This window comes from Serratia sp. PAMC26656 (assembly GCF_016469055.2).
GTDB lineage: Bacteria > Pseudomonadota > Gammaproteobacteria > Enterobacterales > Enterobacteriaceae > Serratia > Serratia plymuthica.
On sequence record NZ_CP150486.1, the window covers coordinates 1,073,860 to 1,092,983 of the forward strand.

At 59.1% G+C, this 19,124-nt stretch carries 16 protein-coding genes and 1 pseudogene; 12 read left to right on the forward strand and 5 right to left on the reverse strand.

What is annotated here, in order from left to right; genetic code table 11:
• The first annotated feature begins 5 nt into the window (after positions 1 to 5).
• Genes JEM67_RS05640 through JEM67_RS05650 form a run of 3 tightly spaced genes read left to right on the forward strand, consistent with a single transcriptional unit; the run spans position 6 to position 2,578 of the window.
• Positions 6 to 692, forward strand: a complete 687-nt coding sequence (locus tag JEM67_RS05640) for a D-lyxose/D-mannose family sugar isomerase (RefSeq protein ID WP_199636594.1) — start codon at positions 6 to 8, stop codon at positions 690 to 692.
• 12 nt (positions 693 to 704) lie between these two features.
• A complete protein-coding gene (locus JEM67_RS05645; RefSeq protein ID WP_013811704.1) occupies positions 705 to 1,565 on the forward strand; it encodes a ketose 1,6-bisphosphate aldolase in 861 nt (286 codons plus the stop codon).
• Positions 1,565 to 2,578 carry a carbohydrate kinase family protein gene (locus JEM67_RS05650; protein WP_199636593.1) on the forward strand — a complete coding sequence of 338 codons (1,014 nt, stop codon included), beginning with the start codon at positions 1,565 to 1,567 and terminating at the stop codon, positions 2,576 to 2,578. Before JEM67_RS05645 ends, JEM67_RS05650 begins: the two co-directional genes overlap by 1 nt.
• On the opposite strand, the gene JEM67_RS05655 is transcribed toward JEM67_RS05650, so the two are convergent.
• Positions 2,553 to 3,293 (reverse strand): response regulator, encoded by a 741-nt coding sequence (locus JEM67_RS05655; protein WP_199636592.1) that lies wholly within the window; start codon positions 3,291 to 3,293, stop codon positions 2,553 to 2,555. The two genes, JEM67_RS05650 and JEM67_RS05655, sit on opposite strands and share 26 nt — an antisense overlap.
• Before the next feature lie 191 nt (positions 3,294 to 3,484).
• On the opposite strand from JEM67_RS05655, the gene mak reads away from it, so the two are divergent.
• The 3 genes from mak to JEM67_RS05670 all read left to right on the forward strand — a co-directional run bounded on the left by mak (position 3,485) and on the right by JEM67_RS05670 (position 5,111).
• Positions 3,485 to 4,393: a fructokinase gene (gene mak / locus JEM67_RS05660; RefSeq protein ID WP_199636591.1), complete on the forward strand. Its 909-nt coding sequence runs from the start codon at positions 3,485 to 3,487 to the stop codon at positions 4,391 to 4,393.
• A 101-nt stretch (positions 4,394 to 4,494) separates the two neighbouring features.
• A complete protein-coding gene (locus JEM67_RS05665) occupies positions 4,495 to 4,728 on the forward strand; it encodes a type II toxin-antitoxin system Phd/YefM family antitoxin (RefSeq protein ID WP_013811708.1) in 234 nt (77 codons plus the stop codon).
• Entirely contained in the window at positions 4,725 to 5,111 is a 387-nt protein-coding gene (locus JEM67_RS05670) for a type II toxin-antitoxin system VapC family toxin (protein WP_199636590.1), read from the forward strand. Before JEM67_RS05665 ends, JEM67_RS05670 begins: the two co-directional genes overlap by 4 nt.
• A gap of 2 nt (positions 5,112 to 5,113) precedes the next feature.
• Here JEM67_RS05670 and licT read toward each other — a convergent pair whose 3' ends face one another.
• Together licT and eat are read right to left on the reverse strand one after the other, a co-directional pair.
• Positions 5,114 to 5,956: a BglG family transcription antiterminator LicT gene (gene licT, locus JEM67_RS05675; RefSeq protein WP_199636589.1), complete on the reverse strand. Its 843-nt coding sequence runs from the start codon at positions 5,954 to 5,956 to the stop codon at positions 5,114 to 5,116.
• A 266-nt stretch (positions 5,957 to 6,222) separates the two neighbouring features.
• Positions 6,223 to 7,590 carry an ethanolamine permease gene (gene eat / locus JEM67_RS05680; protein WP_199636588.1) on the reverse strand — a complete coding sequence of 456 codons (1,368 nt, stop codon included), beginning with the start codon at positions 7,588 to 7,590 and terminating at the stop codon, positions 6,223 to 6,225.
• Positions 7,591 to 8,024: 434 nt separating this feature from the next.
• Here eat and JEM67_RS05685 point away from each other — a divergent pair.
• Positions 8,025 to 8,324 (forward strand): annotated as a pseudogene (locus JEM67_RS05685) (helix-turn-helix transcriptional regulator); the annotation flags it as partial.
• Here JEM67_RS05685 and sbcC read toward each other — a convergent pair.
• Together sbcC and sbcD are read right to left on the reverse strand one after the other, a co-directional pair.
• On the reverse strand, positions 8,321 to 11,575 hold the full coding sequence (gene sbcC, locus JEM67_RS05690) for an exonuclease subunit SbcC (RefSeq protein ID WP_199636586.1): 3,255 nt from the start codon (positions 11,573 to 11,575) through the stop codon (positions 8,321 to 8,323). The pseudogene JEM67_RS05685 and the gene sbcC overlap by 4 nt on opposite strands.
• Positions 11,572 to 12,804 (reverse strand): exonuclease subunit SbcD, encoded by a 1,233-nt coding sequence (gene sbcD / locus JEM67_RS05695; protein WP_199636585.1) that lies wholly within the window; start codon positions 12,802 to 12,804, stop codon positions 11,572 to 11,574. The genes sbcC and sbcD overlap by 4 nt, the downstream gene beginning before the upstream one ends.
• A 223-nt stretch (positions 12,805 to 13,027) precedes the next feature.
• Here sbcD and phoB point away from each other — a divergent pair, with 223 nt between their 5' ends.
• From phoB to brnQ, 5 genes are all read left to right on the forward strand, one after another.
• Positions 13,028 to 13,717, forward strand: a complete 690-nt coding sequence (gene phoB / locus JEM67_RS05700) for a phosphate response regulator transcription factor PhoB (RefSeq protein ID WP_004949222.1) — start codon at positions 13,028 to 13,030, stop codon at positions 13,715 to 13,717.
• Between the two features lie 24 nt (positions 13,718 to 13,741).
• Positions 13,742 to 15,058: a phosphate regulon sensor histidine kinase PhoR gene (gene phoR / locus JEM67_RS05705; protein ID WP_199636584.1), complete on the forward strand. Its 1,317-nt coding sequence runs from the start codon at positions 13,742 to 13,744 to the stop codon at positions 15,056 to 15,058.
• A 16-nt stretch (positions 15,059 to 15,074) separates the two neighbouring features.
• Positions 15,075 to 16,013, forward strand: coding sequence for a PstS family phosphate ABC transporter substrate-binding protein (locus JEM67_RS05710; protein ID WP_199636583.1), 939 nt, complete (start codon positions 15,075 to 15,077; stop codon positions 16,011 to 16,013).
• 214 nt (positions 16,014 to 16,227) lie between these two features.
• Positions 16,228 to 17,334 carry a cobalamin-independent methionine synthase II family protein gene (locus JEM67_RS05715; RefSeq protein WP_199636582.1) on the forward strand — a complete coding sequence of 369 codons (1,107 nt, stop codon included), beginning with the start codon at positions 16,228 to 16,230 and terminating at the stop codon, positions 17,332 to 17,334.
• A gap of 448 nt (positions 17,335 to 17,782) precedes the next feature.
• Complete coding sequence (gene brnQ, locus JEM67_RS05720; RefSeq protein ID WP_013811717.1) at positions 17,783 to 19,102, forward strand: branched-chain amino acid transport system II carrier protein; 1,320 nt, start codon at positions 17,783 to 17,785, stop codon at positions 19,100 to 19,102.
• Positions 19,103 to 19,124: the final 22 nt, after the last annotated feature.

Genomic DNA, 19,124 nt, shown 5'->3' on the forward strand with positions numbered 1-19,124 from the left:
GTGCCATGAACCGTTCCGCCGTGAACCGGATCCTGCAGCAAACCCAGCACTTTTTTGCCCGCTTCGACGTCCATCTGCCGCCTTTCGCTCATTTTAGCCCGTCGGCCTGGCGGCAGCGCGATCGCCAGCCGTGGCAGGAGGTCTTCGATCTGAAACTCGGTTGGGATGTCACCGCGTTCGGCGGCGATGACTTTGCGCACTGTGGCCTGACGCTGTTTACGCTGCGCAACGGTTCGCCCGGTGGCCAGCCCTACGCCAAATGTTATGCGGAAAAGATGATGCACTGCCGCGAAGCGCAGGTGACGCCAATGCATTTCCACTGGCGCAAACGCGAGGACATCATCAACCGCGGCGGCGGCAATCTGATCGTCGAACTGCACAACGCCGATGCCGATGAACGGCTGGCTGAGGGGGCGGTGACCGTTACCCTGGACGGTTGCCGGCAGACCCATGCCGCCGGTTCGCGTCTGCGGCTGGCGCCGGGGGAAAGCATCTGTCTGACGCCGGGCATTTATCACAGCTTTTGGGGTGAGGAGGGCTTTGGTGACGTGCTGGTGGGCGAAGTCTCGACGGTCAACGATGATGACAACGACAACCGTTTCCTGACGCCGCTCAGCCGCTTCGGCCAAATAACGGAAGACCAGCCGCCGCAGTGGCTGCTGTGCAACGAATATTCGCGCTTTATCGATTAAAGGAGAACAGCTATGGCACTGATTTCATTGGCGCAGGGATTGGCGCACGCTCGTCAGCACGGCTATGCGCTTGGCGCGTTCAACGTGCTCGACAGCCACTTCCTGCGTGCGCTGTTTGCCGCCGCGGAGGCAGCGCGATCGCCGTTTATTATCAACATTGCCGAAGTGCACTTTAAGTACGTTTCGCTGGAGTCGCTGGTGGCGGCGATTAAAAGCGAAGCGGCGCAGCACGCTATTCCGGTGGTGCTGAATCTGGATCACGGTTTGCATTTCGAGGCGGTGGTGCAGGCGCTGCGCCTGGGGTTCAGTTCGGTGATGTTCGACGGCTCCGGCCTGAGCTATGAAGAGAACGTGCGCCAGACGCAGGAAGTGGTGCGCATGTGCCATGCGGCCGGGGTGTCGGTCGAGGCTGAGCTGGGCGCGGTCGGCGGCGACGAAGGCGGCGCGCTGTACGGCGAGGCCGACAGCAATAAATTCACCGATCCGCAACGGGCGCGCGAGTTTGTCGGGTTGACCGGCATCGATGCGCTGGCGGTGGCGATTGGCAATGCGCACGGTAAATACAAGGGCGAGCCGAAGCTCGATTTCGACCGGCTGGCGGCGATCCAGCAGCAGGCCGGCATTCCGCTGGTATTGCACGGCGGTTCCGGCATCAGCGATGCCGACTTCAAGCGGGCGATTGGCTTGGGTATTCACAAGATCAATTTCTACACCGGCATGTCTCAGGCGGCGCTGGGCGCGATTGAGCACCGTATGACGCAGCGCCACGCAATTTACGATGAGTTCGCCGAGGTACTGTTGGCGGTGGAGCAGTCGATTAGCGAAGTGGTGCAGCAACAGATGCATATTTTCGGCAGCGCCGGGCGGTTGTAATGACCCGGCGCGGCATTGTCTCGGCCGGCAATATGCTGGTGGATCACGTACACCAAATCGCTCACTGGCCGCAGCCGGGCTGGTTGGTGGAGATTGAACGCAGCCAACGCGCCACCGGCGGCGCGCCGCTTAACGTACTGCTGACGCTGGCGCGGATGGAAACCGGGCTGCCGCTGGCGGCGATCGGGCTGATCGGCTGCGACGCGGACGGCGATTACATCATGCAGATGCTGGCGCAGTACCGGGTTGACGGCCGTTGGGTGCGGCGCAGCGAAGGGGCAATGACCTCCATGTCGCAGGTGATGACCGAACCGGGTGGGCAGCGAACCTTCTTCCATGCGCCAGGCGCCAACCGGCTATTGGACCTGGACGCGTTTGACGGGCTACACAGCGAACACAAAATTTTCCATCTCGGTTATCTGCTGCTGCTCGACAGCCTGGATCGTCCGGATGAGGCGTTCGGCACCCGCAGCGCGCGGCTGCTGGCGCAGATGCAGCAGCGCGGTTATCGGACGTCGCTGGATCTGGTGTCGCGGCAGGGCGATCCGCGCTACCGGCCGCTGGTCTTGCCGGCGCTGCGCTGGCTGGATTATCTGGTGATCAACGAGCTGGAGGCCGGGGAGTTTACCGGGTTGGCGCTGCGATCTGCCCACGGCGCTTTACAGCCGCATTTGATGGCACAGGCCGCGCAGCAGCTGTTGCAGGCCGGCGTGCGGCGACGGGTGGTGATCCACTGCCCGGAAGGGGCGTACGGGCTGGAAAACGGCGGTGATGCGCACTGGCAGCCCTCGTGGCGCCTGAGCGAGGGCGAGATTGTCGGCAGCGTCGGCGCCGGGGATGCGTTCTGTGCCGGGGTGTTGTACGCCAGCCATGAAGACTGGCCTTTGGTGGAGACCTTGCAACTGGCCCACGCCTGCGCGCGTTTCAATCTGCTGTGCGCCAATGCTATCGACGGCGCACGGCCGTTATCGGAACTGCAGGCGTATATCAGGCGGCAGCCACCGGCTGGCTGACGTCGGCGGCGAACACATAACCCAGCCCGCGAATGGTGCGGATCAGTTCGGGTTGATGCGGATTGATCTCGATCTTGCGCCGTAGCCGCATGATCAGCACGTCGATGGTGCGATCGAAGACCTCCAGAGTTTCGCTGTGGGTCAACTCCAGCAGGCGATCGCGGGTCAGCACTTTGCGCGCATGCTGCACCAGCGCCAGCAGCAGGCCATATTCGCCTTGAGTCAGGTCGACAGGTTGTCGCTGCGGATTGTGCAAGGTACAGCGGGCGGCGTCCAGACACCAGCCGTTGAACTGCCAGCCTTCGGACTTGCCCTGGCCAACCGCTACCGGCTCCAGCGCCAACGCGCCGGTACGCCGCAGCACCGCTTTGGCGCGGGCCACGACTACGCGTGGGTTGAAGGGCTTGGCGATGTAATCGTCGGCGCCCATTTCCAGGCCGACAACCACGTCAGACTCGGAACCGAGGCCGGTTAGCATCACCACAGGCAAATCCGGGCGCAGGCGGTGGATCTGTTGCAGCACCAGCAGGCCGTTGGTATCCGGCAGGATCAGATCGAGCAGCACCAGAGCAATGTCCGGCTGCTGGTTGAGTATGGCAAGCGCTTCGCTACCCCGGTGGCAGGCATGAACGGTAAATACGTGTTCATTGAGCACGTCGCAGAGCACGTCACAGATAGCGGGGTCGTCATCGACGATCAGTACGGCAGGTTTCATCGCTGCTCTCCGGATTTATTATGTGGAACTGTTTAAAAACAGTGTACCTGATGGCTAATTAATAAGCGGCAGCCGGTATGGGTCTGATGCGGAAATTGCCGTCGCCGTCACATTCGGCGGCAAGGGGATGATCCTGTATGCCGGTTACAGTAGTCTGTAGCAATGTTGTTGTGCATTGAGGAGAAAAAATCGTGCGCATTGGTATCGATCTGGGTGGCACCAAAATTGAAGTGATCGCGCTGGCCAACGATGGGCATGAGCTGTTCCGCCATCGTATCGCGACGCCGCGTCATGACTATCAGCAAACGCTGGATGCAATCAGCGGCCTGGTAAAGCTGGCGGAAGAAAATACCGGGCAGCAAGGTTCTGTCGGCGTCGGCATTCCCGGCACGCTGTCGCCCTATACCGGGCTGGTGAAAAACGCCAACTCGGTCTGGCTCAACGGCCAGCCCATGGATAAGGACTTGTCGACGATGTTGGCGCGTGAAGTGCGCATCGCCAACGACGCCAACTGTTTGGCGGTCTCGGAAGCCACCGATGGCGCGGCGGCCGGTCAGAAAACCGTGTTTGCGGTGATTATCGGTACCGGCTGCGGCGCGGGCGTGGCGATTAACGGGCAGGCGCATTCCGGCGGCAACGGCATTGCCGGCGAATGGGGGCATAACCCCTTGCCCTGGATGGATGACGACGAACTGCGTTTTCGCACCGAGGTGCCTTGTTACTGCGGCAAACAGGGCTGCATCGAGACCTTTATCTCGGGCACCGGTTTTGCAACCGACTATGCGCGCCTGAGCGGCAATCCGCTAAAAGGCCATGAGATCATGACGCTGGCGGCGCAAGGTGATGCTCTGGCGGAGCGGGCCATCAGCCGCTATGAATTGCGACTGGCGAAATCGCTGGCACATGTGATCAATATATTCGATCCGGACGTGGTGGTGCTGGGCGGTGGCATGAGCAATGTGGACCGCTTGTATCAGCATGTGCCGCAACTGGTGAAATCCTGGGTATTCGGCGGTGAGTGCGAAACGCCAATTCGCAAAGCGATCCACGGCGATTCCAGCGGCGTGCGCGGCGCCGCCTGGCTGTGGCCGCAGAGGTAGCCGTTGCAAAAAAGCGCGAGCCTGTTCGCGCTTTAATCAATTCCCTGTACAAAAACTGGACGCCCCTCTATGCTTTAGCTAACTTAGCTAAGGAGACGCTTATGCCTATTCAGGCCAATATGCACGAAGCAAAATCGAACCTGAGCCAGTTGGCGGATAAAGCCGCAGAGGGAGAGACAGTGATCATAGCGAAAGCAGGGAAGCCTTACGTTCAGTTGATGGCGATTAAAGGTGAAGCGCGCAAGCCCGGCGCGGCCAAAGGTAAATTTACCGTACCGGAGGATATTAATGCCGGCGATGCGGACATCACCGCATTGTTTGAGGGAGAAAAATGAGGCGCTTGCTGCTGGATACCCACGCGCTGTTGTGGTGGCTGGTGGACAATGCCAGCCTGGGGCCGCTGACCCGCAATCTGATCGCCGATCCCAATAATCTGGTTTACGTCAGTACGGCGAGCGTATGGGAAATCTCGATCAAGCAGGCGTTGGGCAAGCTGCCGGTGCCAGAGGACATTTTTGACATCATTGAGGCTGAGGATTTTCTGTCGTTGCCGATAGTCGCTTTTCATAGCCAGCAGGCGGGGCAGTTACCGCAACACCACGGCGATCCTTTCGATCGCATGCTGATCGCCCAGTCGCAGGCCGAAGGGCTGACGCTGATCACCGCCGACGGCGTTTTCCCGCAGTATGGCATTCGGGTGTTCGACGCCCGTCGCTGATCCTATTTCACCTCGCTCTCACTGCGCACCCGTTCGATATGAATGGTCAAAAACATCATCTCTTCGCCGGTTAGCTGGTGCTGGTAATGTTTTTCGATGTGCTGATTGATCTTGCCGGCGCAGGCGAATGACTCGCGGTATTTCTCTTTCACCACCTGGTAGAGCGAATCATCGTCGCTGTCGACGTAGTTTTTCCCCAGCAGGCGCTGAGCGAAGAATTTCAGGTGAGTGACAAAGCGATGGTAACTCAGTGCTTCTTCGTTGTAATCGAAGCGGAAGTGGTATTTGACGATGTTAAGGATCTCCTGCATCACGCGGGTGACGTGCAGGGTGTTGTGCATTTCGTCGTTCAACTGGGCGTTGACCAGGTGCAGGGCGATAAACCCGGCTTCGTCCTCCGGGAGTGCGGTGCCCAGCCGCTGGGTGATAAGGTCCAGCGCTTCCAGCCCGACGGCAAATTCGGCCGGATAAAGCTTTTTGATTTCCCACAGCAGCACGTTTTTGATGTCCAGCCCTTGGTCGTGGCGCTGCAGTGCAAAGTGAATATGGTCGGTCAGCGTGATATAGACGATGTTGTGCAACTTGCCCGGCAGGCGCTGGCGAGCAAGGGTAATGATTTTATCGGCGGTGGTCACGCAGGCCAGTGGAATTTCTGCCAGCAGCTCTTTGTAGCGTTCGCTCATCTCACCGCCGTTGGGGGTGAAGATCTTTTCGATAAGACTTTCGTCCAGCAGATCGCCGGCCTTCTTTTTAAACCCGACGCCGCGACCCATCACCACCGTTTCTTCCTGACGGTCGTCCAAGGTAATCACCGCGTTATTATTAAGTATTTTTGCGATTTTCATGGTTGTTCCCTGTTGTTTCAGCCCGCTGAAAACGAAAAAACCTGACGCACGGGAGCGATCCCCTGCGTCAGGTTTTGCCTGTATGTGGATATCTCTTCTCCCTGGCATGCCAGGGACGCTGCATGTTGCGCCCGAATGAATCGGGCAAGGCTGCAGCTTGAAAATCCTTAGGTATACAGTAGCAATCCTGTTATCAGCAGCATAATAACCCTTGTCAGCGGCGGCTCAACGCTTTTCGCCGGGGAGTGCTGCTGTGGTCACACTTCTCAGTCGCTGCCGGACAGCATCAGGTCCTGCGGCGCATTTCGGCGCTGGGTTTTGGTCAGCAGGAAATAGAGATAACCGCAGGCCATCAGGGCGATAAACACCCCGCCGATCACCGGGTTAAACCACAGCATGGCGATCAGGCACACCAGCGCCAGCACCAGCGCGATGGCCGGCACCAGCGGATAACCCGGCGCCAGGAAGCTGCGCTTCAGTTCCGGCGCAATGCGGCGCAGTTTGAACAGGCTGAGCATGCTCATCAGGTACATCACGATGGCACCGAATACGGCCATGGTGATCATGGCGGCGGTGAGGCTCATGCCCTGAAGGTTGATCCAGCTGTCGCTGAAGATCGCGGCGATGCCGATCACGCCGCCGGCCAGGATCGCCCGGTGCGGTGTCTGGAAGCGCGACAGTTTCGCCAGCGAGGTCGGCAGGTAACCGGCGCGCGCCAGCGCGAAGAACTGGCGTGAATAGCCGAGAATAATGCCGTGGAAGCTGGCCACCAATCCAAACAGGCCAATCCACACCAGCATGTGCATCCAGCCGGAGTTTTCGCCTACCACCATTTTCATCGCCTGCGGCAACGGATCGTTGATGTTCGACAGTTTGCTCCAGTCGCCTGCGCCGCCCGCCAGCAGCATCACGCCCAGCGCCAATACCACCAGCGTCAAAATGCCGGAAATGTAGGCGCGCGGAATGGTGCGTTTCGGATCCTTGGCCTCTTCCGCCGCCATTGCCGCGCCCTCGATGGCCAGGAAAAACCAGATGGCGAACGGAATGGCGGCGAAGATGCCGGACAGCGCCGCGCTGCCGAAATGATCGCTGCCCGCCCAGCCGTTGAGCACGAAGTTGCTGAAGCTAAAGCCCGGCGCCACTACGCCCATAAATACCAGCAGCTCAAAGACCGCCAGCACGGTGACGCAAAGTTCAAACATCGCCGCCAGCTTAACGCCGAGGATATTGAGCGTCATAAAAATGGCGTAGGCGCCCACCGCCGCCCACTTGGGGTTGAGCGCCGGGTATTGCACGTTGAGATAAGCCCCGATCGCCATGGCAATCGCTGGCGGTGCGAACACGAATTCCACCAGTGTCGCCAGCCCGGCGATCAGGCCGCCGGTTTCGCCAAAGGCGCGGCGGCTATAGGCGAAAGGCCCGCCTGCGTGAGGGATTGCGGTGGTCAACTCGGTAAAGCTGAAGATAAAACAGCCGTACATGGTTGCCACCATCAGGGTGGTGATCAGGAAACCGAGCGTCCCCGCAACGCCCCAGCCGTAGCTCCAGCCAAAATATTCCCCGGAAATCACCAGCCCGACGGCAATGCCCCAAAGATGCAGGGTGCCCAGGGTAGGTTTAAGTTGCATTGTCATGTTGCTCTCCCGATCGAAAAAACCGCCTGCGCAGATAAAGAAGGTATCCACTCACGACGCTGCAGGTTTTATGCCATGACGAAGCCTCTCCGCCAGCACGAGGGCATGGCTTATAAGGGCCACCTGAACGCGCACCAAAAGTGGGCAGTGTGGCGACGATATTGTGCTTTTTTGGTGATTTTTTGACCGTAAGGGCGGTGAGGGGCGGACCGGTAAGCTGGTACGAAAGTTGCTTACCTCCCTGCACCGTTATAGCCACAGTGGAATACATCATGCAGACAGCGCTTTCCTGCCAGCCGGAAGCATTCACTCAGTTGGAAGCCGGTCTGACGCGGCGGGAGCACAAGAGGGAAGGCTATCGTTTCGACTATGCGGTGGAGCACGGCGGGATTTTGTGCCAACGGCGCAATGCCGAACTGACGCTGGTGGACCGTACCCGCGCCCAGGTGCGCCATGCGTTGCTGAGCGGAGAACCGGTGCTGGAAATTATCGCCGAGAAAATGGGTCTGTCCGCCGGTTCGTTGCAGCGCCGCCTGCGTGAACAGGGGGGGACCTTTACCGCGTTGGTGGACAAGGTACGCTGCGACCTGGCGACTCATTATTTGCAGCAGCGCCACCTGCCGATTGCCGAATTGGCGCTGCTGCTGGGATATTCCGACGTCAGCGCATTTTCACGCGCTTTTCGCCGCTGGTTTGGTATCAGTCCACGCCAGTGGCGGCAGTTGCCGGCCTAACTTTCCAGCCGAAACTGCGGCTCCAGCCGGCTGATACCCAGTCCGTTGACCTTTTTCACCTTAATCTGCACCGGAATGCGTTCTTTCATCGCTTCGACATGGCTGATCACGCCGATGGTTTTACCGGAGGCATTCAGGCTGTCGAGCGCGTCCAGCGCGGTATCCAGGGTTTCCGCATCCAGCGTGCCGAAGCCTTCGTCGAGAAACAGCGAGTCGATGCTGGTTTTGTGGCTGACCAGATCAGACAACGCCAGCGCCAATGCCAGGCTGACCAGGAAACTTTCGCCGCCGGACAGGGTGCGGGTATCACGCAGCGCGTCCGCCTGCCAGGTATCCACCACCTGCAGTTCCAGCGCGTCGCTGGTTTTGCGTTGCAACAGATAACGGCCGTGCAGTCGCCCAAGCTGGTTATTGGCCAGATACACCAGATGATCCAGTGTCAGCCCCTGGGCAAATTTACGGAATTTATCGCCTTCTTTGGAGCCGATCAGCTGATTGAGGTAACTCCAGTCATCGTACTGCTGCTGGCTCTGGCTGATTTGCTCAAACAGCGATTGCTGATTGAGACGGCGTGCGGCGTCGCTTTCCAATTGGTTGCGCACTTCGCCCTGGCGCAGTTGCACGGTTTTCAATTGCTGCGCCGACGCCTCCAGGCTCTGGCTCAGGGCTTGCGCATCGGCCTGGGTTTCATCCAGCCCTTCCGGGCGCTGTTGCCGCTGTTGTTCCAGCGTATGAACCGCCTGTGCCAGCAGGGCGCTGGCCTCCACCTGCCGCTGGTGCAGTTGTTCTTTATGCTGCTGCAATTGCCGGCGCTGTGCATCATCCAACAGTGCGGCGCTGAATGCGGCTTCGTCGCTGAATTCGCTGGCGGCCAGCGCCTGTAGCCAGCCTTGTTCCGCCTGTTGCAACCGTTCGTTCTGCCGTTGTTGCTGTTGTTGCAGGCCGGCAAGCTGGCCGGCCAGGCGATCGCGCTGCTCCTGAGCTTTCTGCCATTGTTCCGCTGCCTGATGACTGGCCTGCTCACAGGCGGTCAGTTGGGCACGCAGCTGTTCGCGCACCTGCGGAATGTGTTGTTCGCCAAACAGCGCCAGCCGCTGCGCGCGTTGCTCGCCCAGGGTTTTCTCGCCCTCTTGCCACTGTTGCTGCAGGCGCTGCTGTTGCAACTGCGCGTCGGCGTGGTTTTTTTCCAGCAGGGTGAAGCGCTCGTCCAGCAGCGCTTGTTGCTGTTGCGCCTGCTGTTGCTGCGCCTGGAGCTCGGCCAGTGCATCTTTCGCCTGCTGTACCGCGCGTGCTGCCTGCTCATGCTGTGACAGCTCTTGCTGGCCCTGGCGCTCTTCGCTGTCGCAGGCATTCAGCCACTGGCTCAGGCGCTCGGCATCTTGCAGATCGAAATCAAACGCCAGCGGCGCGCTGAGGGTTTGCCACTGTTGGCGCTGGGCGGCGAGTTGCTGCTCGTCCTGCGCTATTTGCTGTTGTTGGCGCTGTTGCTGTTCCTTCAGGCTTTCGCAACGGGTGCGCAGTTCGGTGCCCTGAGTGTACAGCGCCTCGGTTTTGACGCGCATTTCCGCCAGGCGCAATGCCGTCTCGGACGGTTTTACCGCCTGATATTGCTCAATGGCCGGATGGCTGGCGGAGCCGCACAGTGGGCAGGGCTCGCCGCTTTGCAGCAGCGCCCGCTCGGCTTCCAGGCTGACGATACGCTTTTCCAGCTCAAAGGCTTTTTCCACGTCCAACTGATGCGCTTTTTGCTGCTTGTAGTGCCGCCGGGTTTCTTCCAGCTGTTGCTCATGTTCGCCAAGCTGCGCCTGACGGGCGGTAAACTCTTTGCGCTGTTGTTCGAGCCGCTCGTTGGTCTGGCGGAACAGCGAGGAGAGGGTGAACAGTTGCTGGCGTGCCGGGCGCAGCTCGGCCAACGCGGTCTGACGCTGACGCAGCGCCGCCAGCGGTGACTGCGCTTCCAGCGCATTTTGCTGTTGTTGCTGCGCCATCAGCGCTGCGGTAAGACCGTTAAGCTTCTCCTTATGCTGCCCGGCCTGTGCGGTCAGTTGGCTGCGTTGAACGTTTAACTGCTCCAGATCCGTTTTCTGCTGATGGCACTGGCGGGCGGCGTTGTCGCACGCCTGCTGCAATTCCGTCTGCGTTTTTTGCAACTGAGCAATCTGGTGGTCGAGCGGGACGATCTGCTCGTCGATCAGCCGCTGCTGGGTCTGCTGGCGTTCGGCCTGCGCCTGTTGCTCGGCGCGCGCTTTTTCCACTGCCTGCTGCAATGGCGCCATCTGCGCAAGCTGATGCTCCTGCTGCTGCGCCATTTGGGCGATCTGCTGTTGCAGCGCCTGCTGCTCACTGCGGCAGCGGTGACGGTCGTTATGCAGCGGCCGCAGTTTCTCAGCCGGTTCGCTGCGTGCCAACTGTTGCAACTGCGGTTCGGCCGCAGCCTGCTCCTGTTGCACAACGCTCAACTGGCGTTGGTATTCCTGCTGCCGGAGCTGCGTTTGCTGCCACTGTTGCAGCCAGTTCAGCGTCTGTTGCTGTTGCCGGGCCTGTCCGCTGAGGGCGGTTTCCTGCGCGCTCAGCTCAACTAACTGGCTCTCCAATTGCTGACGTTGTTCGTCATTCAGCAGTTCAATGCCGCTGGCGCGTTGATGCAAGGCGTCCAGATCGGTTTTGGCCTGTTTGTGCTGCTCAAAAACCCGTTCGGAAAGCTGGCCGTAGATTTCGGTGCCGGTCAGCTCTTCCAGCAGTTCGGCCCGGTCATTGGCATCGGCATTGAGGAAGGCGGCGAACTGCCCCTGGGACAGCATCATCGATTTGGTGAAGCGGCCGAAATCCAGCCCGGTGATCGCGGCGGTCAGATCCAGCTTGTCGCGGACTTTATCCGCCAGGATTTTACCGTCTTCACGCAGTGCCAGTTCCACCTTTGGCGCTTGCAGGTTGCCGTCCGGCGCGTTTTTGGCTCGGCGTTGGCTCCAGAAGGCGCGGTAGCCGACGCCCTTGACCTCAAATTCGACCTCCGCCAGCGATTCGGCGGTGTGGCGAGTCATCAGTTCGTTTTGGCTCGGTGTCACGTTGAGGCGCGGTGTCTGGTGGTACAGCGCCAGGCAGATAGCATCCAGCAGGGTGGTTTTACCCGCGCCGGTTGGCCCGGTGATGGCGAACAGCCCATTACTGGCAAAAGGCTCAGCGGTGAAATCGATCTTCCACTCGCCCTGCAATGAATTGAGGTTCTTCAACCGCAGGCTCAGGATTTTCATTGGGTCGGCTCCTCGTCGTTGTGCCGCACGGCCTCGACCACCTGATGGAACATTTGGCGCATCCGCTGTTGGCGGGGCTCTGTGATTTCCGTCTCCTGCGCCAGCCGCCGCTCGAAGACCTCATCGACGCTCAGTTCGTTGAGCGTTTCCTTGTCCTGCCGTTCAAGGGCCTGGCGGCGCTGCTCTTTACTGCGGCGCAGCAATACCACCTCCACCGGCAGTTGATCCGCCAGCCGCTGAATACGGCGCTGAATGTCGCTGAGGTAATCTTGTGTCGCCACTTCGATGTCCAACCATACCGGCAGTGCCCCCTGATAATCGGCGAACTGCCGCAATTGTTGTTCGATCTGCGCCAAATCACCTTTGATCAGTTGCATCGGCTGGAAGTTGGGGATATCCAGTGCGGTGACCTGCTGCAGGGCGCCATCGGCGAAATCCACCATAAACACGCTTTTGGGTTTGCCCAGCTCATCGAAACTGAGCGGGATAGGCGAACCGCTGTAGCGGATATGCTCGGATTTGGCGACGTTTTGCGCCCGGTGAATATGCCCCAACGCAATGTAGTCGGCTGGCGGAAACGCCTGTGCCGGGAAGGCATCCAGCGTGCCGATGTAAATATCGCGCACCGAATCGGAGGTGGTAACGCCCATGGTGGTCAGGTGGCCGGTGGCGACAATCGGCAAGGTGAGCCCCAGTTCATCGCGGCGTGCGCAGGCCGCCTGGTAGAGCTGTTGATAGTGTTGCGCGATGGCCTCTTGCAACGCCTGCTGCTTTTGCCCGCCCGATTCGCCGGCGCGGCTGGTTGTCAGATCGCGCGGGCGCAGGAACGGGATGGCGCACAACACCGCACCCGGTTGGCCGTCGCGCTGGTTAAGTACCAGGATTTGCTGCCCGATGTCGCTTTGGGCGTTGGCGATCACCGTCGTATTCAGGCAAGAAAGCAATTCACGCGATTCATTCAGGGTTGCCACGGAGTCATGGTTACCGCCCAGCACCACCAGTTGGCAGCCGGTATGCTGCAACTCCACCACAAAGCGGTTATACAGCTCGCGGGCGTAGCTCGGCGGCGAGCCGGTGTCGAACAGATCCCCGGCGACGATCAGCGCATCCACCCGTTGCTGTTCAATTTGCTCGATCAGCCAGCGTAAAAAAGCCTGGTGCTCGGCGGCACGGCTTTTGGTGAAAAAGTACTGGCCAAGATGCCAGTCAGAGGTGTGGATCAGGCGCATGACACTCCCGGGGCGATAAACTAATGGGGGGATTATAAAGGGGGCAGACTCTCCTGTCGTGACGCAATGATTATGACAACTGAATGATTTTTCTTTGCAGTTGGAAATAATCGCTATGCTTACTGGCTATAACAGGCTGGTTTTTTCATAAAAGTGTCACAAAACTGACGCATAATGGCGCCCGCAATCAACTGTGATCGCTAACACATTGGCAGGATTGACGATGGCAAGACGCATACTGGTGGTGGAAGACGAAGCGCCGATCCGTGAGATGGTGTGCTTTGTGTTGGAACAGAATGGTTACCAACCGTTGGAAGCCGAGGATTATGACAGCGCCGTGACGCGCCTGTCTGAGCCGTTCCCTGATTTGGTGTTGCTCGACTGGATGTTACCCGGCGGTTCCGGTATCCAGTTTATCAAACACATGAAGCGTGAAGCGCTGACCCGCGATATTCCGGTGATGATGCTGACCGCTCGCGGTGAAGAAGAAGACCGGGTGCGCGGCCTGGAAGTGGGAGCGGACGATTACATTACCAAGCCGTTCTCGCCGAAGGAGCTGGTGGCGCGCATCAAGGCGGTAATGCGCCGCATTTCACCGATGGCGGTGGAAGAAGTGATTGAAATGCAGGGGCTGAGCCTGGACCCTTCCTCGCATCGCGTAATGGCTAATGAGCAAGCGCTGGATATGGGGCCGACCGAGTTCAAATTGCTGCATTTCTTTATGACCCATCCGGAACGTGTTTATAGCCGCGAACAGTTGCTTAATCACGTCTGGGGCACTAACGTTTATGTGGAAGACCGCACCGTTGATGTGCATATCCGCCGGCTCCGTAAGGCGTTAGAGACCACTGGTCATGACAAAATGGTTCAAACCGTTCGGGGCACCGGCTACCGATTCTCAACGCGTTACTGATCGCGTCGCGCTGGAGAATATGCTGTGCTAGAACGCCTTTCCTGGAAGAGGCTGGCCCTGGAGCTGGCTCTTTTCTGTTTACCTGCCTTGTTGCTGGGGCTGATTTTCGGCTATTTGCCCTGGCTGCTGCTGGCCGCCGTGCTGGCGGCGCTGGTCTGGAATTTCTACAACCAACTCAAACTTTCCCACTGGCTGTGGGTCGATCGCAGCATGACGCCGCCGCCTGGGCGCTGGAGCTGGGAGCCGCTGTTTTACGGCCTGTACCAGATGCAGCAGCGCAACCGTCGCCGTCGCCGTGAACTGGCGCTGTTGATCAAACGCTTTCGCAGCGGCGCGGAATCGCTGCCCGATGCGGTGGTGATGACCACCGTTGAAGGCAATATCTTCTGGTGCAACGGGTTGGCGCAGCATCTGCTGGGATTCCGCTGGCCGGAAGACAACGGCCAACACATCCTTAACCTGCTGCGTTACCCGGAGTTTAGCCACTATCTGCAACAGCAGGAATTCACGCGGCCACTGACGCTGCAACTCAATAACGAGCACTACGTCGAGTTCCGCGTGATGCCCTATTCGGAAGGGCAACTGTTGATGGTGGCGCGCGACGTCACCCAAATGCGCCAGCTGGAAGGCGCGCGCCGCAACTTCTTCGCCAACGTCAGCCATGAGTTGCGTACCCCGCTGACGGTATTGCAGGGCTACCTGGAGATGATGAGCGACGAGGAGCTGGACGGCTCGCTGCGCGGTAAGGCGCTGGGCACCATGCAGGAGCAGACCCGGCGCATGGACGGGCTGGTCAAACAGCTGTTGACGCTGTCGCGCATTGAGGCAGCACCTAACGTAGATATGAACGAGCGGGTCGATATTCCGCTGATGTTGCGGGTGTTGCAGCGTGAGGCGCAGTCGCTGAGCGGCGGCAACCATGAGATTACCTTCCGGGTGAACGAGCAGCTCAAGGTGTTCGGCAACGATGACCAACTGCGCAGCGCGGTGTCGAATCTGGTGTATAACGCCGTCAATCACACGCCGAAGGGCACCAATATTGAGGTGAGCTGGCAACAGACGCCAAACGGTGCGCAGTTCCAGGTCAGCGACAACGGGCCGGGTATCGCCGCCGAACATATTCCGCGCCTGACCGAGCGTTTCTACCGTGTCGATAAAGCCCGTTCACGCCAGACCGGCGGCAGCGGGCTGGGGCTGGCGATCGTCAAGCATGCGCTCAGCCACCACGATGCGCGGTTGGAGATCCTCAGCGAACAGGGGATTGGCACCCGTTTCATCTTTACCTTGCCTAACCGGTTGATTGTTCCTGCAGCTTTATCAGAGAATGCGGTGAAAAATTAACGCGCGAGAGGCTGGCATGATCCGAATCACCCGATGGCTGTTGCTGTGCCTGGCGCTGCTGGCGAGCCGCGGCGCACTGGCGCAGCCGGACGGTATGCTGTCCGGCAACCTGTCCAGCGTCGGCTCCGATACGCTGGCGAATCTGATGGCGCTGTGGGCGCAGGACTTCAGTCAGCATTACCCTAACGTCAATTTGCAGATCCAAGCCGCCGGTTCTTCAACCGCGCCTACCGCACTGGCGGCGGGCGCAGCGCAGCTTGGGCCAATGAGCAGGCCGATGAAGGCGGCGGAAGTGTCGGCGTTCGAACACCGTTATGGCTATGCGCCGCTGGCCGTGCCGGTAGCGGTGGATGCGCTGGTGGTGCTGGTGCATCAGGACAATCCGTTGCGCGGTCTGAACCTGCAGCAGCTCGACCGTATTTTCTCCGCTACCCGGCGCTGCGGCGAAAGCCTGCCTCTGATGCGTTGGGGGGAGCTGGGGTTGACCGGCAGTTGGCAACAACGCGACCTCCAACGTTTCGGGCGTAACTCCGCCTCCGGCACCTACGGCTATTTCAAGTTGCGCGCCCTGTGCGGCGGCGATTTTATGCCGCGGGTCAATGAGCTGCCCGGTTCGGCCTCGGTGGTGCAGGCGGTGGCCGGTTCGCTGAACAGCATTGGTTACGCCAGCATCGGTTTTCGCGCCAGTGGCGTGCGTCTGCTGCCGCTGGCGGAGTCGGGCGAAAACTATGTCATCCCCAATGATACCAACGTTAGCAACGGCAGTTACCCGTTGTCGCGCTATCTGTACATTTACATCAATAAAGCCCCCAACCAACCGCTGGAGCCATTGACCGCCGCTTTTCTCGATCGCGTGCTGTCCGATGCCGGGCAAAAGCTGGTTAATCATGACGGTTACCTGCCGCTGCCATCCGATACACTGCGCAAAACCCGGCTGGCGCTGGGCCTGAAGTAACCTTCCAACGGGCGGTTGCGTGGCGCCCAACATGAATTTCTCTCAACACCAATGAAAATTCTTCCATTGCCGCCCGACAAGCGGCGTGGCAGGATGCTCCCCAATGCGAATTTTAGCCGTCTGGATGTCCATGATAACCCGGCGTAATAGTTCACACTGTCAATCATTGAAGCAAAGAGGCTCGATCCTTTGCCTGTCACCGGGAGTTATAAATATGTGCGATTGCAACCACGCCTTTCACGCTGACGTTGTCGGCAGCCTGTTGCGCCCTGTGGCGCTGAAAACCGCTCGCCAGCAGTTCCAGCAGGGTGAAATTGATGCCGCCCGGCTGCGCGCGGTTGAAGACGAGCAGATCCGTTTGGCGGTGGCAAAACAGAAAGACCTCGGTTTGGCGGTGGTGACGGACGGCGAATTCCGCCGTGCGTGGTGGCATTTTGACTTCCTGGAAGGGTTGGACGGCGTGGAAGGCTATGATGCGGATCAGGGGATCCAGTTCAACGGCGTGCAAACCCGCGCGCGCAGCATCAAGGTGGTCGGTAAATTGGGCTTTAATCCCCAGCACCCGATGTTGGCGGATTTTCGTTTCCTGAAGGCGACGGCCGGCGATGCGGTGCCGAAAATGACCATTCCCAGCCCGAGCGTGCTGCACTTTCGCGGCGGGCGCAAGGCCATCGACAGCCGGGTTTACCCGGATCTGAATGTCTATTTCGACGATCTGGCGCAGACCTACCGTGATGCGATCAAGGCGTTTTATGACGCAGGCTGCCGCTATCTGCAGCTGGATGACACCGTCTGGGCTTATCTGTGTTCGGACGATCAACGGCGGCAGATCCGCGAGCGCGGTGAGGATCCGGATCGTCTGGCGAAAATCTACGCCGACGTGCTGAATGCGGCGATCGCCGGCAAGCCGGACGATCTGACTATCGGCTTGCACGTGTGTCGCGGTAATTTCCGCTCTACCTGGATCTCCGAAGGCGGCTACGAGCCGGTGGCGGAAATCCTGTTCGGCCAGGTGAATATCGACGCTTTCTTCCTGGAATACGACAATGAGCGCTCCGGGGGATTCGAGCCGTTGCGTTTTATCAAACCCGGTAAACAGCAGGTGGTGCTCGGTCTGATCACCACCAAAAACGGTGAGCTGGAGAGCCCGGAACAGGTGAAACAGCGCCTCGAGGAGGCCGCGCAGTTTGTCGATCGCCGCCAGTTGTGCCTCAGCACCCAATGCGGGTTTGCCTCGACCGAAGAGGGCAATAGCCTGAGCGAACAGCAGCAGTGGAATAAGCTGCAAAGCGTGGTGAATATTGCCCGAGAGGTTTGGTAAGCACGCAGATCCCGTTCAGACCACGCGAAAACCGATCGTTTATTGGCGTTTTCGCGCGGTCTCAAGCCGGATGCTTCACGGTTTGTGAATGCGATGCTCAAAAATGATACAAATCATGTAGTGTATATTTATTGATAGCCACTATGATCGACTGGCGACAAAAGATTATCTGGTCGATAGCTCTGGTTTTTGTCGCACGACTTGCCTTTCAACGCTATAAACGTTTAACTTACCCCCCGTTGTCGGACTAAACTTCCATTTATAACTCCTAAAACTCTGCCCAACATCATGAGTGGTTAATTTCGAATAAGGACAAAACGCCGGACGTTACGCGTTTTCTGCTCTTATTGGTCTCACGATGAAAGGGCAAGCCGGCAACCGGGTGGGGGCATTACGTCACCACGATATCGGGTACTTTTTTTCATTTGAACAGGCAGCACGACATCGTATGAGTCATCGTTTAACGTCAAAAGATATTATGGCGCTGGGTTTTATGACCTTTGCCTTATTTGTCGGCGCCGGGAACATCATTTTCCCGCCGATGGTCGGTTTACAGTCCGGTGAGCACGTCTGGACCGCAGCAATCGGCTTCCTGATTACCGCAGTCGGTTTGCCGGTGATAACCGTTATCGCTCTGGCACGCGTTGGCGGCGGTATTGACGCCCTTAGCACGCCGATTGGCCGCAGCGCCGGTTTGCTGCTGGCGACGGTCTGCTATCTGGCGGTTGGCCCGCTGTTCGCCACCCCGCGTACCGCGACCGTATCCTTTGAAGTGGGTATTGCGCCGCTGACCGGTGACGGCGCCATGCCGCTGTTTATCTACAGCCTGGTGTATTTCGCGCTGGTAATCGGCATCTCACTGTATCCGGGCCGCTTGCTCGATACCGTGGGCCACGTGCTGGCTCCGCTGAAAATCGTTGCGCTCGGCGCACTCGGCATTGCCGCGTTGGTTTGGCCGGCGGGCACGCCTATTCCGGCGACCGACATTTATCAGCACGTTCCTTTCTCTTCCGGCTTCGTCAACGGCTATCTGACCATGGATACGCTGGGCGCGCTGGTGTTCGGCATCGTCATCGTCAACGCTGCGCGTTCCCGCGGCGTGAAAGATGCCGGCCTGCTGACGCGCTACACCATTTTGGCCGGCCTGATCGCCGGTGTGGGCCTGACGCTGGTTTACCTGAGCCTGTTCAAGCTGGGTTCCGGCAGCGGCGTGTTGGTGCCGGACGCGACCAACGGCGCGGTGATCCTGCATGCTTATGTGCAAAATACCTTCGGTGGGTTGGGCAGCTTCTTCCTGGCGGCGCTGATCTTCATTGCCTGCATGGTGACTGCGGTAGGCCTGACCTGTGCCTGCGCCGAGTTCTTTGCTCAGTACCTGCCGTTTTCTTATAAGACGCTGGTCTTTATTCTGGGCCTGTTCTCGATGGTGGTTTCCAATCTGGGCCTGAGCCATCTGATCCAGATCTCTATCCCGGTGCTGACCGCGATTTACCCGCCGTGTATCGTGCTGGTGGTATTGAGCTTCACCCTGCGTTGGTGGAACAGCGCGACGCGTATCGTGGCGCCGGTGATGCTGGTCAGCTTGTTGTTTGGTATCCTTGACGCGGTGAAAGCGTCCGCCTTCCAGCACTTGTTGCCGGAGTGGACCAATCACCTGCCATTGGCTGCGCAGGGGCTGGCATGGCTGTCGCCTTCTCTGCTGATGCTGGTGTTGGTCGCGATTTATGACCGGGTTTGTACGCGTTCTGAAGTGACCGCGCACCCATAATCCCCCGGCTGAATTTTGGGCC

Excerpts from the sequence above, each read along its gene's own strand:
- JEM67_RS05640 (WP_199636594.1), top strand. The coding sequence starts at position 6 with ATGAACCGTTCCGCCGTGAACCGGATCCTGCAGCAAACCCAGCACTTT.
- JEM67_RS05645 (WP_013811704.1), top strand. The coding sequence starts at position 705 with ATGGCACTGATTTCATTGGCGCAGGGATTGGCGCACGCTCGTCAGCAC.
- JEM67_RS05650 (WP_199636593.1), top strand. The coding sequence starts at position 1,565 with ATGACCCGGCGCGGCATTGTCTCGGCCGGCAATATGCTGGTGGATCAC.
- JEM67_RS05655 (WP_199636592.1), bottom strand. The coding sequence starts at position 3,293 with ATGAAACCTGCCGTACTGATCGTCGATGACGACCCCGCTATCTGTGAC.
- JEM67_RS05665 (WP_013811708.1), top strand. The coding sequence starts at position 4,495 with ATGCCTATTCAGGCCAATATGCACGAAGCAAAATCGAACCTGAGCCAG.
- JEM67_RS05670 (WP_199636590.1), top strand. The coding sequence starts at position 4,725 with ATGAGGCGCTTGCTGCTGGATACCCACGCGCTGTTGTGGTGGCTGGTG.
- licT (WP_199636589.1), bottom strand. The coding sequence starts at position 5,956 with ATGAAAATCGCAAAAATACTTAATAATAACGCGGTGATTACCTTGGAC.
- eat (WP_199636588.1), bottom strand. The coding sequence starts at position 7,590 with ATGACAATGCAACTTAAACCTACCCTGGGCACCCTGCATCTTTGGGGC.
- sbcC (WP_199636586.1), bottom strand. The coding sequence starts at position 11,575 with ATGAAAATCCTGAGCCTGCGGTTGAAGAACCTCAATTCATTGCAGGGC.
- sbcD (WP_199636585.1), bottom strand. The coding sequence starts at position 12,804 with ATGCGCCTGATCCACACCTCTGACTGGCATCTTGGCCAGTACTTTTTC.
- phoB (WP_004949222.1), top strand. The coding sequence starts at position 13,028 with ATGGCAAGACGCATACTGGTGGTGGAAGACGAAGCGCCGATCCGTGAG.
- JEM67_RS05710 (WP_199636583.1), top strand. The coding sequence starts at position 15,075 with ATGATCCGAATCACCCGATGGCTGTTGCTGTGCCTGGCGCTGCTGGCG.
- JEM67_RS05715 (WP_199636582.1), top strand. The coding sequence starts at position 16,228 with ATGTGCGATTGCAACCACGCCTTTCACGCTGACGTTGTCGGCAGCCTG.
- brnQ (WP_013811717.1), top strand. The coding sequence starts at position 17,783 with ATGAGTCATCGTTTAACGTCAAAAGATATTATGGCGCTGGGTTTTATG.